The organism is Citrobacter pasteurii, assembly GCF_019047765.1.
Taxonomy (GTDB): Bacteria; Pseudomonadota; Gammaproteobacteria; order Enterobacterales; family Enterobacteriaceae; genus Citrobacter; species Citrobacter pasteurii.
In genome coordinates this window covers 2,117,940-2,131,432 of record NZ_CP077262.1, presented here as the reverse complement: position 1 = coordinate 2,131,432, position 13,493 = coordinate 2,117,940, and the positions used below count along the sequence as shown (strand labels likewise).

Here is a 13,493-nt window from a genome sequence, read left to right as displayed (position 1 = left end):
TTATCAGGCAACGCTATTCTGTTGGCCGGATGCGGCGTTGCGCCGCCATCCGGCATAGGATGTCCATTACGCCGTCCGGCGAACAAACTCTTTCACTTTAAAGCCCAGCACAGCAAGAGCGGCAAAGTAGGCAACGATTCCCACGACCACCACCGCCATCAGACGCATCACACGCCACACCATTGTCCCCTGTGACCAGTCCGGCATCATGTAAAGCATCCCTACCAGCGCAGCAGACATCACCAGCACTGAAATCAGCAGACGCGTCAGGAACCAGGCCCAGCCCGGCTGTGGGGTGAATATTTTCTGTTTGCGCAGTTGCCAGTAGAGCAGTGAAGCATTCAGACACGCCGCCAAACCGATCGACAACGACAGTCCGGCATGCTTCAACGGCCCGATAAACGCCAGGTTCATCACCTGGGTCAGAATCAGCGTTACAATGGCAATTTTTACCGGCGTTTTAATATCCTGACGCGAGTAAAAACCAGGCGCCAATACTTTCACGACGATAATACCAATCAGCCCGACCGAATACGCCACCAGCGCGCGCTGGGTCATCGCCGCATCAAACGCGGTAAATTTTCCGTACTGGAACAGCGACACCGTCAGCGGTTTCGCCAGGATCCCCAATGCCACGGCACTGGGTAACGCCAGCAGAAAGCACAGGCGCAGCCCCCAGTCCATCAGGCGGCAATACTCATCATGATTACCGCTGGAAAAACTTTTGGACAGTGACGGCAGCAGGATTGTCCCCAGCGCCACCCCCAAAACACCGGACGGAAACTCCATCAGGCGGTCGGCATAGTACATCCATGACACCGAGCCGGAGGCCAGAAACGAGGCAAAAATCGTATTGATGATGAGAGAAATCTGGCTGACAGAGACCCCAAGGATCGCCGGCCCCATTTGCTTCACGACGCGCATCGCACCTTCATCGCGGAAGTTGACACGCGGCAGTACCAGCATGCCAATTTTCTTCAAATGTGGAAGCTGATAAACCAGTTGCAGCACACCGCCCACGGTGACAGCCCACGCCAGCGCCAGCACCGGCGGATGGAAATAAGGCGCGGCAAACAGCGCAAAACCAATCATGCTGATATTCAGAAACGTCGGCGCAAACGCTGGAATGGAGAAGCGATTCCATGTGTTAAGGATTGCACCAGCCAGTGAGGCCAGCGAAATCAGCAAAATATAAGGAAAGGTTATTCGCAGCAGTTGGGTGGTCAGTGTGAACTTATCTGCAGTATCAGCAAACCCTGGCGCGGTGACCATTATCACCCACGGCGCAGCAAGCATCCCGGCCACCGTGACGACGGCCAGCGCCAGCGTCAATAGACCAGAAACATAGGCGACAAACACGCGGGTGGCGTCTTCGCCCTGCTTACTTTTGTATTCGGCAAGAATCGGTACAAACGCCTGAGAGAACGCTCCCTCAGCAAAAATGCGGCGCAGCAGGTTAGGAAGTTTGAATGCCACAAAAAAGGCGTCGGTCGCCATCCCTGCGCCAAAGATTCTGGCGACAATCGCGTCACGCGCAAAACCCAGCACACGTGAGAACATCGTCATCGAGCTGACGGCTGCCAGCGATTTTAATAAATTCATCTATGTTGTATTCCAGACTCTGAGGCAGAACCCCGCATAGCCAGTCCATTGGCCGGAGAAGGCGTTGAGCCCTCATCCGGCAATGTCGCAGGGCCTGATGCCGACGCTAAAGCGTCTTATCAGGCTGACAAACTGGTCTATAGCTTGAAAAGAGGTGTTTTTTGAGTGGGCATATAGTACCTGGATTACCGTGAATTACTACCGCCAGATGTTACAGGGGGTTATTCCGCCATCGCCTCCCGCCACAGTTTATCAACCACACGCTGCGCCAGAATCGCCTGCTCGCCCGCCGTCTCAGGAACCGTCTGATTTTGTACACAGGCTATAAAATGGCGTGCGCATCCGGCAAACCCACGTTGTTCTAGCGTAGTTTGCCATCCAGCAATGGGCTTATGTACCACCCCCTGCCCGCGCTCTTCGCGCCATTCCCGCATATCCGTTACATCAATCAAGCCACCCTCCGTCACGGCCTGGATACACTCGCGCTGGCTACCAGCACGGCGGTGCATACTGGTGGTTATCTGTAGCTGATCGGCAGAAAAATGATGTTCAGCATAAAGCATTTCACCGATGTCATTTGTTAACAGCGTGCCGCCATTAAGTTGAACCTTTCCTCCTGCCAGCCACAGCGCGGTGTCTACCACATGCAGGTAATCATCCAGCAGCGTAAAACGCAGATCGTGCGGCCCGACGCTGTTCGTACGGTGCTTGTCCATACGGACAGACGCCGCATTGACCAACTGCGCCTTTAGATCCTGATACAGCGGCGCAAAGCGGCGATTAAATCCAACCATTAGCGTCAGTTTTTTCCGCGCCGCTAGCTCCACCAGTTGTTCAGCTTCGCGCAGATTTTCTGCCAGCGGCTTGTCCACGCAAACATGAACGCCGGCATTCAACAACTCACTCACTACGGCGTAGTGAGTGGCGGTACTGGAATGAACGAAAACAGCATCGCAGGTTGCCGCTAAATTCTGTACGGAATCAACGTATGGCATTCGCCAGGTTTCACAAATACGCTGCGCTTTTTCCCGCGAGGGGGACCATGCGCCCTGCAGCGTCCAGTCCACAGATGCACCCAACACAGGCAACCATGCCTTTTGCGCGATGCCTCCTAACCCGACTACGCCAATACGCAATTTTCCCACGTCAGTCTCCCAGGTGTGCCAATAACGAATCGAGCCGCTGTTTCAACTCTGCCACTTCGGTTTCCAGCGCTTCAACACGCGCCTGCAAATCTCCAGGTGCCGCCTGCGGTTCATCTGCCGCGGCGAGTAACTCATCAACCTCGCCACAAAACAGGTGCATATAACGACTTTCTCGTTTCCCAGGTTCACGCGCCAGGCGAACCACATAAGGACCATCTTCCCGGGTAGCCAGTTTCTCCAGCGTCGACTCCACTTCCGCCATATCGCTGAACTCATACATTCGGGATGCGCGGCTACGCAATTCACCCGGTGTCTGAGCGCCACGGAGTAACAGCGTGGTAATCAGTGCCACTTCACCCGCGCTAAGCTTAAGATCGCCAAACTCTGAATTACAGAACCGCTGTTCGTATTTGGTCACGCGATTACCAAAGCCGCTCACCGTACGCAGAAAATGCCTTTTTACCAGGTTATCAAGCTGATCCTGCACGTCGGCTTCCGATAGATTCATCACCGGTTCACGGTTGGTTTTTTGATTACACGCGGTCACCACACCATTCACGGAAAGGGGATATTGTTCCGGTGTAGTAACCTGCTTTTCTAATAAGCAGCCAATCACACGGGCTTCGGTGGCGGTTAATTCGTATTTCATCGTCTTCTCCATTATTCAGGCCGTGCGCCTGAAACTTAGCGACCGGGGGTCCATTCTGATGTGGTCAACGCCGTCAGCACATGATCGCGCCACTGTCCATCAATCAGCAGATAGTCTTTTGCATACCCTTCTTTCTCAAAGCCGAGTCGCGCCAGCAAATCGCCGCTACGCTTATTGTGTGGCATGTAGTTCGCCATAATGCGGTGAATATGTTGCGTCCGCTGCACATAACGAATAGCGGCGGTCAGGGCTTCGTACATCAGCCCCTGCCCTTGCCACTTCTGCGCAATGGAATAACCGAGATAGCAAGCGTGGAAAGATCCGCGCACCACGTTCGAGAAGTTCGCTACGCCGATAATTTCTTTTTCATCAGGATCGAGCAGCGCGAAATACCAGGCCGTGCCTTGTTTATGAAATTCAGAGATCATGCTCAGACGCGCCTGCCAGCCGGACGGATAACAGTGGCTTTCATCGCGAATAGGTTCCCAGGGCTTTAAGAAATGACGATTTTCTGCGTAATAATCTGCCAGACGCCAGGCATCACGCTCATGCACTAAACGCACGACCAGGCGGTCCGTGGTTAAGCGCACTTTTGGCACGTTACTGCGATAGCCAAACATTCTATACCTACTCCTTCCCGTAACGTCTTCAATACGCAATTCGCATTACTATACCTGTGCAAATACACCGTGTGAAAAGAGCAAAATGCCATTTTTTGAATTATTCACACATTTTGATGAAAACTCTCTATCAAGACTGACTTTTGATAAAAAAATATTGTCCCGCCAAGGGTGGGAAAAGCGCAAACGACACCGCAGAATAGAAGGTGCTTATCTTTTAAACTCTCCACCGAGTGACGAGTTTTTTCCCTGGAGGGGAAATGTCGCAAGTCTCGCAGGCAAGGAGCCTGGGTAAATATTTCCTGCTCATCGATAATATGCTGGTCGTGCTGGGTTTCTTTGTCGTTTTCCCACTGATCTCTATCCGTTTCGTCGACCAAATGGGCTGGGCCGCCGTGATGGTCGGTATCGCACTTGGATTGCGCCAATTTATCCAGCAAGGTCTGGGGATTTTTGGCGGCGCAATTGCTGACCGCTTTGGTGCCAAACCGATGATTGTGACCGGCATGCTGATGCGTGCCGCCGGATTCGCCACGATGGGGATTGCGCACGAACCCTGGCTATTGTGGTTCTCCTGTTTCCTCTCCGGCTTAGGCGGTACGTTATTCGACCCGCCCCGCTCGGCACTGGTGGTCAAACTGATCCGCCCGGAAAAGCGCGGGCGTTTTTTTTCTATTCTGATGATGCAGGACAGTGCCGGTGCCGTTGTTGGCGCATTACTCGGCAGTTGGCTGTTACAGTACGATTTCCGCCTGGTCTGCGCCACAGGTGCGATTTTGTTCGTTCTGTGCGCCGCGTTTAACGCATGGCTGCTTCCGGCATGGAAGCTATCCACCGTGAAGATTCCCGTGCGCGAAGGCATGAGTCATGTGATGCATGACAAACGATTTGTCACCTATGTCCTGACGCTGGCGGGGTATTACATGCTGGCGGTACAGGTTATGTTGATGCTGCCGATTATGGTTAATGACATTGCCGGTTCGCCAGCCGCCGTGAAGTGGATGTATGCCATCGAAGCGTGTCTCTCTTTAACGCTGCTCTACCCTATCGCCCGCTGGAGTGAAAAACGTTTTCGTCTTGAACATCGGCTGATGGCAGGCCTGCTGATCATGTCTCTTAGCATGATGCCCATCGGTCTGGTCGGGAATTTACAGCAGCTTTTCACCCTGATTTGCACCTTCTATATCGGTTCTATCATCGCCGAACCGGCACGCGAGACGTTGAGCGCGTCGTTGGCAAATGCGCGCGCACGGGGCAGTTACATGGGCTTTAGCCGCCTCGGGTTAGCCATCGGCGGCGCCATCGGTTATATCGGTGGCGGCTGGCTGTTTGACATGGGTAAAGCACTGTCACAGCCAGAGCTCCCGTGGATGATGCTCGGCATTATCGGCTTTATCACCTTCCTCGCGCTGGGTTGGCAGTTTAGCCATAAACGCCCGTCACGCGGCATGCTGGAACCTGATGCCTGATAGCTGACCAGGCGTCCCGGACTCAATTTCAGTTTTTTCTGCTGGTGTCCGGGCCGCTGGTGCTGGATGCTGCTTTGTGTCACGATTACGCCACAAGCATCATGTTGAGGAACCCCATGAAAAAGTTTTTTTTTGCTGCTGCACTGATTGTCAGCGGCCTGTTGGTTGGTTGTAATCAACTCACACAATACACGGTTAGCGAGCAAGAGATTAATCAGGCACTGGCAAAGCATAACGACTTCTCGAGAGATATTGGTCTGCCTGGCGTTGCTGAAGCCCATATCGTACTGACCAATCTCGCCAGCCAGATTGGTCGAGAAGAACCGAATAAAGTGACTCTGACAGGCGATGCCAATCTGGATATGAATTCCCTTTTTGGTAGTCAGAAAGCGACCATGAAGTTGAAGTTAAAAGCATTGCCAGTCTTCAATAAAGAAAAAGGCGCGATTTATCTGCAAGAAATGGAAGTGGTCGATGCGACCGTCACACCAGAGAAAATGCAATCTGTACTGCAAACTCTGATGCCCTACTTAAATCAGTCGCTGCGCAATTACTTTAACCAGCAACCGGCCTATATTTTGCGTGAAGATAGCAGCAAAGGCGAAGCGTTGGCGAAAAAACTGGCGAAAGGGATTGAGGTTAAACCGGGCGAAATCATTATCCCGTTCACCGATTAATAAACAACAGGGCGCTAATGCGTCCTTTTTTTCGTGCAAACGAAAACGTTTCCGCTTATCCTTTGTTTCCGGCAAAAAAGACTATCCTCAGCCGGAGCATATTGATGACTGCACCATCCCAGGTTTTAAAGATCCGCCGCCCAGACGACTGGCACCTTCACCTTCGCGATGGCGACATGTTGAAAACTGTCGTGCCTTATACCAGTGAAATTTATGGTCGCGCGATTGTTATGCCAAACCTCGCTCCGCCGGTCACGACAGTTGATGCGGCCATTGCGTACCGTCAGCGCATTCTGGGCGCTGTACCCGCCGGACATAGCTTTACTCCGTTAATGACCTGCTACTTAACGGACACGCTGGATCCTAATGAACTTGAGCGTGGATTCAACGAAGGCGTCTTCACCGCCGCGAAACTTTATCCCGCCAATGCAACAACCAACTCTACACATGGTGTAACCTCAGTCGATGCCATTATGCCGGTACTGGAGCGCATGGAAAAATTGGGGATGCCACTGTTGGTGCATGGTGAAGTGACGCACGCTGATATCGACATTTTCGATCGCGAAGCACGTTTCATCGAAACGGTGATGGATCCCTTGCGTCAGCGTTTAACCGCGCTAAAAGTGGTGTTTGAACATATCACGACCAAAGATGCCGCCGAATACGTTCGCGAGGGCAATGAGCTTCTTGCAGCAACCATCACACCGCAGCATTTAATGTTTAACCGCAACCATATGCTGGTCGGTGGAATTCGCCCGCATCTGTACTGCCTGCCAATACTCAAACGTAACGTTCACCAACAGGCGCTGCGTGAACTGGTTGCCAGCGGATTCAGTCGTGCATTCCTGGGTACCGACTCCGCACCGCATGCGCGTCATCGTAAAGAGTCCAGTTGCGGCTGTGCGGGCTGCTTTAATGCGCCGACCGCGCTGGGCAGCTATGCCACTGTGTTCGAAGAGATGAACGCGCTGGACCATTTCGAGGCCTTCTGCTCACTCAATGGCCCACAGTTCTATGGTTTGCCGGTGAATGAGACCTTTATTGAGCTGGAACGCGTGGAGCACCAGGTCCCGGAGAACATCGCGTTGGAAAACGATACGCTGGTGCCGTTCCTTGGCGGTGAAACGGTACGCTGGTCAGTAAAACGCTAAAAAAGTGTAGCCCACTGTTGTCAACTGGCGCAGTTAACTGTATAAATAACCAGTACAAACAACAGGGGGCTATTATGCGTATTGAAGTCACTATTGCCAAAACTTCACCTTTACCTGCCGGTGCTATCGACGCGCTGGCAGATGAACTCTCCCGCCGTATTCATCATCATTTTCCGGATAACGAAGGTAACGTTACCGTTCGTTATGCCGCGGCCAACAATCTGTCGGTTATTGGCGCAACAAAAGAGGACAAAGAACGCATCAGCGAAATCCTACAGGAAACCTGGGAAAGCGCGGATGACTGGTTCATCAACGAATAAAAAATGATATGCAGTGATGTTTGTTTGCCGGGTCGCCCCGGCTTTTTTACACATGCGTCCTTTAAATCAATCTTGCATTCACCACGCTAGCAGATAATTTATATTAAACACCTTGATTATCTTTTAATCAAAACACCAAAATAATTGCACAACATGCTAAAAAAAAATGAATAACATGTTGTTTTATTAATCATATAACACCGAAAACAAAAAATTTATGCGCCGTCCTCTTTAAATTTTCAATGAATACCCTTATTTATTGATATACTGAAGTTGCTTCAGAAAAAAACGCATTGAACCTCGAAAACCGTTGTCTAGTAACACGAATTAGGGGGCATGATGGAAAAGAATAATGAAGTCATTCAGACTCATCCGCTTGTAGGGTGGGACATCAGCACTGTTGATAGCTACGATGCGCTGATGCTGCGTTTGCACTACCAGACCCCGAATCGTCCGGACCCGGATGGGACTGAAGTCGGTCAAACGCTCTGGTTAACCACTGATGTTGCCAGGCAATTTATTTCGATATTAGAAGCCGGAATCGCCAAAATTGAATCAGGCGATTACCAGGTAAATGAGTATCAGCGACATTAAACCTGATACATCAACCCATCAAAAGGCACCTTCACGGTGCCTTTCTTATTTCCAGGTTGAATATTCCGGATCAGTTATTTACTCTGCTATACCTGTCATACTTCAAGTTGCATGTGCATTGGCTTTATTACTCGGCCCATCCCTGGGCCTCGCCCCTTCGGGGCCAGCGCAAGCGCTGTTCAAAACGGCCGGGGCGTTTTGTCCTGCAACTCGAATTATTTAAGGTATACTATCGCGATTGCAGAGAGAAGCGGATGAAATACGACTTAATCATTATTGGCAGCGGTTCCGTGGGCGCCGCAGCCGGATATTACGCCACTCGCGCCGGTCTGAAGGTGCTGATGATCGATACGCATATGCCACCGCATCAGCAGGGCAGCCACCACGGCGATACACGATTAATTCGTCATGCGTATGGCGAAGGTGAAAAATACGTTCCGCTGGTGCTACGTGCGCAAACATTGTGGGATGAACTTTCCGCACAAAATGAAGAGCCTGTTTTTGTTCGCTCTGGCGTTATCAACCTGGGTCCAGCAGATTCGACCTTCTTAGCGACCGTGGCGCAAAGTGCCAAACAGTGGCAGCTCAATGTCGAACAGCTGGATGCAACTGCCATCATGACTCGCTGGCCAGAAATTCGCGTGCCTGAAAACTATATCGGGCTGTTTGAAACCGAATCCGGTTTTTTACGCAGTGAGCTAGCCATTAAAACCTGGATCCGCCTGGCTGAAGAGGCAGGTTGTGCGCAGCTGTTTAAATGCCCCATCACGGCAATTCATCACCACAATGATGGCGTAACGGTTGCAACAGCCGATGGTGACTACCACGCGAAAAAAGTTGTCGTCAGCGCCGGCACCTGGGTCAAGGCATTATTGCCTGAACTGCCGATACAGCCGGTGCGTAAGGTATTCGCATGGTATCAGGCTGACGGGCGCTACAGTGTCAAAAACAAATTCCCGGCATTTACCGGCGAACTGCCTAATGGCGATCAATACTACGGTTTTCCGGCTGAAAATGACGAGTTAAAAATTGGCAGGCATAACGGCGGACAGGTCATTCATTCACCTGAGGAACGTAAACCGTTTGCCGCTGTCGCCAGCGATGGTTCTGAAGCCTTCCCATTCCTGCGCGCTATTTTGCCTGGCATCGGCTGTTGTCTGCATGGCGCATCCTGTACTTACGATAACTCGCCAGATGAAGACTTCATTATTGATACGCTGCCAGACCATGACAACACGCTGGTGATTACCGGACTCAGCGGACACGGTTTTAAGTTTGCTTCCGTACTGGGCGAAATCGCGGCTGATTTTGCCCAGGGTAAACCGTCAGCCTTTGACCTGACGCCATTCAGGCTGTCCCGTTTTAAGCGATAATTGATCAATGGCCTCGTTGGTGAGGCCATTTTTAATGACAGGAATAACATTGATGCGCCGCATCTTTCACTATCTGGTTAATAATATTCGCGAGCATTTCATGCTCTACATTATTTTATGGTCGCTGCTGGCGATTATGGACGTCATATATATTATGTTCTTCTAATCTATATGCGCTGACATTAATTGACAAAAACTGATAATTACTTAATTTCATTGCAATAAACTGAATAACATAACTTTCATCTTTCCTTGTTTTCAAGCCCTTCTCCCTGTCCACTCACACTAACGATTTGATGATTGCGCCTTTAATTAATCAATTTTATTGAAATAAAAATAAATATCATCACCATTGTTATTTATTAGTTGCATTAATGTCTTTTACGCGCCATTTTCATTCACTTCTGAAATATATAACGGTGTATTTATGCAATTCAATAATAGTCCACAGCGCTATGGCGTGGTGTCTGCCGCATTACACTGGCTGGTCGCTATTGCCGTCTATGGCATGTTTGCTCTGGGTTTATGGATGGTAACACTCAGTTATTACGATGGTTGGTATCACCAGGCGCCTGAACTGCATAAAAGTATCGGTGTGTTGCTGATGATGGGACTGGTTGTCCGCATTGTCTGGCGGGTTGTTTCCCCTCCCCCTGCCGCGCTGAAAAGCTATTCCCGTTTAACCCGTATTGCAGCGGCATTGGGCCACCTCACGCTGTATACCCTACTTTTTTCTATTGGCATCAGTGGCTATCTGATCTCTACCGCAGACGGTAAAGCAATAAGCGTATTTGGTTGGTTCGATGTTCCCGCCACGTTTGCCAACGCAGGCGTACAAGCCGATATCGCCGGTAGCGTGCACCTGTGGCTCGCGTGGGCCGTGGTGGTTTTATCACTTCTGCATGGGTTAATGGCCCTGAAACATCACTTTATCGATAACGACGATACCCTTAATCGCATGTTGGGAAAATCGTCATCTGACTATGGAGCTTAAAAATGAAAAAAAACCTGCTGGGACTTACCCTCGCCTCTCTGTTATTCACCACCGGGTCGGCCGTAGCGGCAGATTACAAAATTGACAAAGAAGGACAGCATGCCTTTGTTAATTTCCGCATTCAGCATCTGGGATACAGCTGGCTGTACGGCACATTTAAAGACTTCGACGGCACATTTACCTTTGACGAGAAAAACCCGGCTGCCGATAAAGTCAATGTCACCATCAACACCAACAGTGTTGATACCAATCATGCCGAACGTGACAAACACCTGCGTAGTGCAGAATTCCTCAATGTGAGCAAGTTCCCGCAGGCTACCTTTACGTCCACCAGCGTGAAGAAAGAGGGCAACGATTTGGATATCACCGGTAACCTGACCCTGAACGGCGTCACCAAACCGGTAACTCTGGATGCAAAGCTGATGGGCCAGGGTGGCGATCCATGGGGTGGCACACGCGCCGGTTTTGAAGCTCAAGGGAAAATAAAGCTGAAGGATTTCAACATTACCACCGATCTTGGTCCCGCTTCGCAGGAAGTCGAATTAATTATCTCGGTGGAAGGCGTACAGCAGAAATAACGTCCTATTGATGCCGGATGAGGCTTTTGCCGCCATCCGGCATCGTGTTATTGCGCAGGATCGGGAATACCGAGCTTAGTATTTAAACGACCACGCGATTTATTAAAGATCTTATTGCCATTCTCACGCCCCGCGCGACGGCGGCGCTGCTCCTCTTCCGGCAGTTCGCTCTCTTCACAACACAGTTCACTACAGCAGCCTTTATACTTTTGCGCACAGGCTGGACACTGTATAAACAGCAGATGGCAGCCATCGTTTTTGCAATTGGTATGGCTGTCACATGCGGTACCGCACTGGTGACAATGCGAAATCACATCGTCAGAGATCCTTTCACCCATGCGTTCATCGAAAACAAAATTTTTACCGATAAAACGCACAGGCAGTCCCTGCTCACGCGCTTTGCGGGCATACTCAATAATGCCGCCCTCAATGTGCCAGACTTTGCTAAACCCGTTATGTTTCATCCAGGCACTGGCTTTCTCACAACGAATCCCCCCAGTACAATACATAACGATTTTTTTATCCTTATGCTCCTGCATCATTTCTACCGCTTTCGGCAGTTGATCGCGGAAGGTATCTGCCGGGATCTCCAGTGCGTTTTCGAAGTGACCCACTTCATATTCATAGTGGTTGCGCATATCAATAAACACCGCATCCGGATCGTCCAGCATGGCATTCACTTCAGCAGCCTTCAGATAATCACCCACGTTGCTGGCGTCAAAATCAGGATCATCAATGCCATCCGCGACAATTCGCTCACGGACCTTCATGCGCAGAACCCAGAAAGATTTGCCGTCATCATCTAATGCAATATTGAGACGCAACCCGGATAACGCAGGATCAAATGCGTATAACTGTTGGCGAAACGCATCAACGTTACTTTGCGGTACACTGATTTGTGCGTTAATGCCTTCCCGTGCAAGATATACGCGGCCAAACACATTCAGTGTAGTGAACAGTTGATACAGTGCATCACGCGTTTGCTGAGGATCAGCGATGGTGAAATATTTATAGAATGAAATCGTCGTGCGCGGCTCGGATTCCGCCAGCATTTTAGCTTTGAGCGCGTCATTCGAAATGCGGTTGTGTAACACTGGCATGGTGTACGTATCCTGCAATCAGTAAAAATGAAAATCGGCCGGCATGATAAAGCAAACTTCGCCAATTTACATCCACACATTTTACGCTACATTTCATACTTCACGATAAAAATGCAACAACAATTGATGATTTAATCACCGTTCTCCCGTCGTAAATTTTAGATACGCGCAAAAAAATGCGACAATACAGGGAATTGGTCGTTAGAAGACAGGATAGACATGACGAATTTACCCAAGTTTTCGGCTGCGCTACTGCATCCGCGTTATTGGTTAACCTGGCTGGGAATTGGCATCCTTTGGTTAATCGTACAGTTACCCTACCCAGTGCTCTATAAATTGGGATGCGCATTAGGCCGTCTGGCGTTACGTTTGATGAAACGTCGGGCAAAGATTGTTTCCCGCAATCTGGAACTGTGCTTCCCGCAAATGAGCGAGCAGGAACGCCAGCAGATGATGGTAAAAAACTTTGAGTCTGTCGGTATGGGCGTAATGGAAACCGGCATGGCCTGGTTTTGGTCCGACAGGCGAATATCACGCTGGACTGAAGTTATCGGAATGGAGCATATCCGGGACGTTCAGGCACAAAAGCGTGGGATCCTGTTAGTTGGTCTGCACTTTTTGACCCTCGAGTTGGGTGCACGCCAGTTTGGCTTACAAGAGCCGGGAATTGGTGTGTATCGTCCTAACGACAATCCTCTGCTCGACTGGCTACAAACCTGGGGGCGTATGCGCTCCAATAAATCGATGCTCGATCGTAAAGACCTGAAAGGGATGATTAAAGCGTTGAAGAAAGGTGAAGTGGTCTGGTACGCGCCGGATCACGACTACGGCCCTCGCGCCAGCGTATTTGTGCCTTTGTTCGCCGTTGAACAGGCTGCGACGACGTCCGGAACCTGGATGCTGTCACGAATGTCGAATGCCTGCCTGGTGCCATTTGTTCCCCGCCGCAAACCTGACGGCAAGGGGTATCAATTGATCATGCTGCCACCTGAGTGTTCACCACCGCTGGACAATGCTGAAACAACGGCGGCCTGGATGAATAAAATCGTTGAAAAATGCATCATGATGGCCCCCGAACAATACATGTGGCTGCATCGCCGCTTCAAGACACGTCCTGAAGGCTCCCCGTCTCTGTACTGAGTCTTTGTTGCAGTCCTGTGGGCTGCAACACCTTCTCTCCCCTTTTAGGTTTAACTGCTATCCGCATTGCAGCAACTATCA

At 50.5% G+C, this 13,493-nt stretch carries 15 protein-coding genes; 10 read left to right on the top strand and 5 right to left on the bottom strand.

Features of this window, described 5'->3' with window-relative positions:
- Positions 1–66 precede the first annotated feature (66 nt).
- The 4 genes from murJ to rimJ form a co-directional block, all read right to left on the bottom strand.
- Positions 67–1,602, bottom strand: coding sequence for a murein biosynthesis integral membrane protein MurJ (murJ, locus tag I6L54_RS10235; RefSeq protein ID WP_005129059.1), 1,536 nt, complete (start codon positions 1,600–1,602; stop codon positions 67–69).
- A gap of 221 nt (positions 1,603–1,823) precedes the next feature.
- Entirely contained in the window at positions 1,824–2,747 is a 924-nt protein-coding gene (locus I6L54_RS10230) for a Gfo/Idh/MocA family protein (protein ID WP_040230670.1), read from the bottom strand.
- 1 nt (position 2,748) lies between these two features.
- A complete protein-coding gene (locus I6L54_RS10225) occupies positions 2,749–3,396 on the bottom strand; it encodes a YceH family protein (protein ID WP_005129063.1) in 648 nt (215 codons plus the stop codon).
- 35 nt (positions 3,397–3,431) lie between these two features.
- A complete protein-coding gene (gene rimJ / locus I6L54_RS10220) occupies positions 3,432–4,016 on the bottom strand; it encodes a ribosomal protein S5-alanine N-acetyltransferase (protein ID WP_005129064.1) in 585 nt (194 codons plus the stop codon).
- Between the two features lie 260 nt (positions 4,017–4,276).
- On the opposite strand from rimJ, the gene mdtH reads away from it, so the two are divergent.
- The 9 genes from mdtH (at position 4,277) to I6L54_RS10175 (ending at position 11,172) form a co-directional block, all read left to right on the top strand.
- Positions 4,277–5,485, top strand: a complete 1,209-nt coding sequence (gene mdtH, locus I6L54_RS10215; RefSeq protein ID WP_040230669.1) for a multidrug efflux MFS transporter MdtH — start codon at positions 4,277–4,279, stop codon at positions 5,483–5,485.
- A gap of 116 nt (positions 5,486–5,601) precedes the next feature.
- On the top strand, positions 5,602–6,162 hold the full coding sequence (locus tag I6L54_RS10210) for a lipoprotein (protein ID WP_040230668.1): 561 nt from the start codon (positions 5,602–5,604) through the stop codon (positions 6,160–6,162).
- 104 nt (positions 6,163–6,266) lie between these two features.
- Positions 6,267–7,313, top strand: a complete 1,047-nt coding sequence (gene pyrC, locus I6L54_RS10205) for a dihydroorotase (protein ID WP_040230667.1) — start codon at positions 6,267–6,269, stop codon at positions 7,311–7,313.
- Positions 7,314–7,387: 74 nt separating this feature from the next.
- Positions 7,388–7,633, top strand: coding sequence for a DNA damage-inducible protein I (gene dinI / locus I6L54_RS10200; RefSeq protein ID WP_005129073.1), 246 nt, complete (start codon positions 7,388–7,390; stop codon positions 7,631–7,633).
- Positions 7,634–7,972: 339 nt separating this feature from the next.
- Complete coding sequence (bssS, locus tag I6L54_RS10195) at positions 7,973–8,227, top strand: biofilm formation regulator BssS (protein WP_003036154.1); 255 nt, start codon at positions 7,973–7,975, stop codon at positions 8,225–8,227.
- A 254-nt stretch (positions 8,228–8,481) separates the two neighbouring features.
- Positions 8,482–9,600: an N-methyl-L-tryptophan oxidase gene (gene solA / locus I6L54_RS10190; protein WP_040230664.1), complete on the top strand. Its 1,119-nt coding sequence runs from the start codon at positions 8,482–8,484 to the stop codon at positions 9,598–9,600.
- Between the two features lie 52 nt (positions 9,601–9,652).
- A complete protein-coding gene (locus tag I6L54_RS10185; RefSeq protein WP_003846814.1) occupies positions 9,653–9,766 on the top strand; it encodes a YceO family protein in 114 nt (37 codons plus the stop codon).
- A 261-nt stretch (positions 9,767–10,027) separates the two neighbouring features.
- Positions 10,028–10,594, top strand: a complete 567-nt coding sequence (locus tag I6L54_RS10180) for a cytochrome b (protein WP_005129081.1) — start codon at positions 10,028–10,030, stop codon at positions 10,592–10,594.
- Positions 10,595–10,596: 2 nt separating this feature from the next.
- Positions 10,597–11,172 carry a YceI family protein gene (locus I6L54_RS10175; protein WP_005129089.1) on the top strand — a complete coding sequence of 192 codons (576 nt, stop codon included), beginning with the start codon at positions 10,597–10,599 and terminating at the stop codon, positions 11,170–11,172.
- A gap of 47 nt (positions 11,173–11,219) precedes the next feature.
- Here I6L54_RS10175 and trhO read toward each other — a convergent pair whose 3' ends face one another.
- On the bottom strand, positions 11,220–12,272 hold the full coding sequence (gene trhO / locus I6L54_RS10170) for an oxygen-dependent tRNA uridine(34) hydroxylase TrhO (RefSeq protein WP_040230660.1): 1,053 nt from the start codon (positions 12,270–12,272) through the stop codon (positions 11,220–11,222).
- 219 nt (positions 12,273–12,491) lie between these two features.
- Between trhO and I6L54_RS10165 the strand changes: the two genes are divergently transcribed.
- The gene (locus I6L54_RS10165; protein WP_005129093.1) at positions 12,492–13,412 is read left to right on the top strand and encodes a Kdo(2)-lipid IV(A) acyltransferase; all 921 of its coding nucleotides are present in this window, start codon (positions 12,492–12,494) and stop codon (positions 13,410–13,412) included.
- Positions 13,413–13,493 lie beyond the last annotated feature (81 nt).

Excerpts from the sequence above, each read along its gene's own strand:
- I6L54_RS10225 (WP_005129063.1), bottom strand. The coding sequence starts at position 3,396 with ATGAAATACGAATTAACCGCCACCGAAGCCCGTGTGATTGGCTGCTTA.
- I6L54_RS10165 (WP_005129093.1), top strand. The coding sequence starts at position 12,492 with ATGACGAATTTACCCAAGTTTTCGGCTGCGCTACTGCATCCGCGTTAT.
- I6L54_RS10175 (WP_005129089.1), top strand. The coding sequence starts at position 10,597 with ATGAAAAAAAACCTGCTGGGACTTACCCTCGCCTCTCTGTTATTCACC.
- mdtH (WP_040230669.1), top strand. The coding sequence starts at position 4,277 with ATGTCGCAAGTCTCGCAGGCAAGGAGCCTGGGTAAATATTTCCTGCTC.
- bssS (WP_003036154.1), top strand. The coding sequence starts at position 7,973 with ATGGAAAAGAATAATGAAGTCATTCAGACTCATCCGCTTGTAGGGTGG.
- rimJ (WP_005129064.1), bottom strand. The coding sequence starts at position 4,016 with ATGTTTGGCTATCGCAGTAACGTGCCAAAAGTGCGCTTAACCACGGAC.
- pyrC (WP_040230667.1), top strand. The coding sequence starts at position 6,267 with ATGACTGCACCATCCCAGGTTTTAAAGATCCGCCGCCCAGACGACTGG.
- solA (WP_040230664.1), top strand. The coding sequence starts at position 8,482 with ATGAAATACGACTTAATCATTATTGGCAGCGGTTCCGTGGGCGCCGCA.
- dinI (WP_005129073.1), top strand. The coding sequence starts at position 7,388 with ATGCGTATTGAAGTCACTATTGCCAAAACTTCACCTTTACCTGCCGGT.
- I6L54_RS10210 (WP_040230668.1), top strand. The coding sequence starts at position 5,602 with ATGAAAAAGTTTTTTTTTGCTGCTGCACTGATTGTCAGCGGCCTGTTG.
- trhO (WP_040230660.1), bottom strand. The coding sequence starts at position 12,272 with ATGCCAGTGTTACACAACCGCATTTCGAATGACGCGCTCAAAGCTAAA.
- I6L54_RS10180 (WP_005129081.1), top strand. The coding sequence starts at position 10,028 with ATGCAATTCAATAATAGTCCACAGCGCTATGGCGTGGTGTCTGCCGCA.
- murJ (WP_005129059.1), bottom strand. The coding sequence starts at position 1,602 with ATGAATTTATTAAAATCGCTGGCAGCCGTCAGCTCGATGACGATGTTC.
- I6L54_RS10185 (WP_003846814.1), top strand. The coding sequence starts at position 9,653 with ATGCGCCGCATCTTTCACTATCTGGTTAATAATATTCGCGAGCATTTC.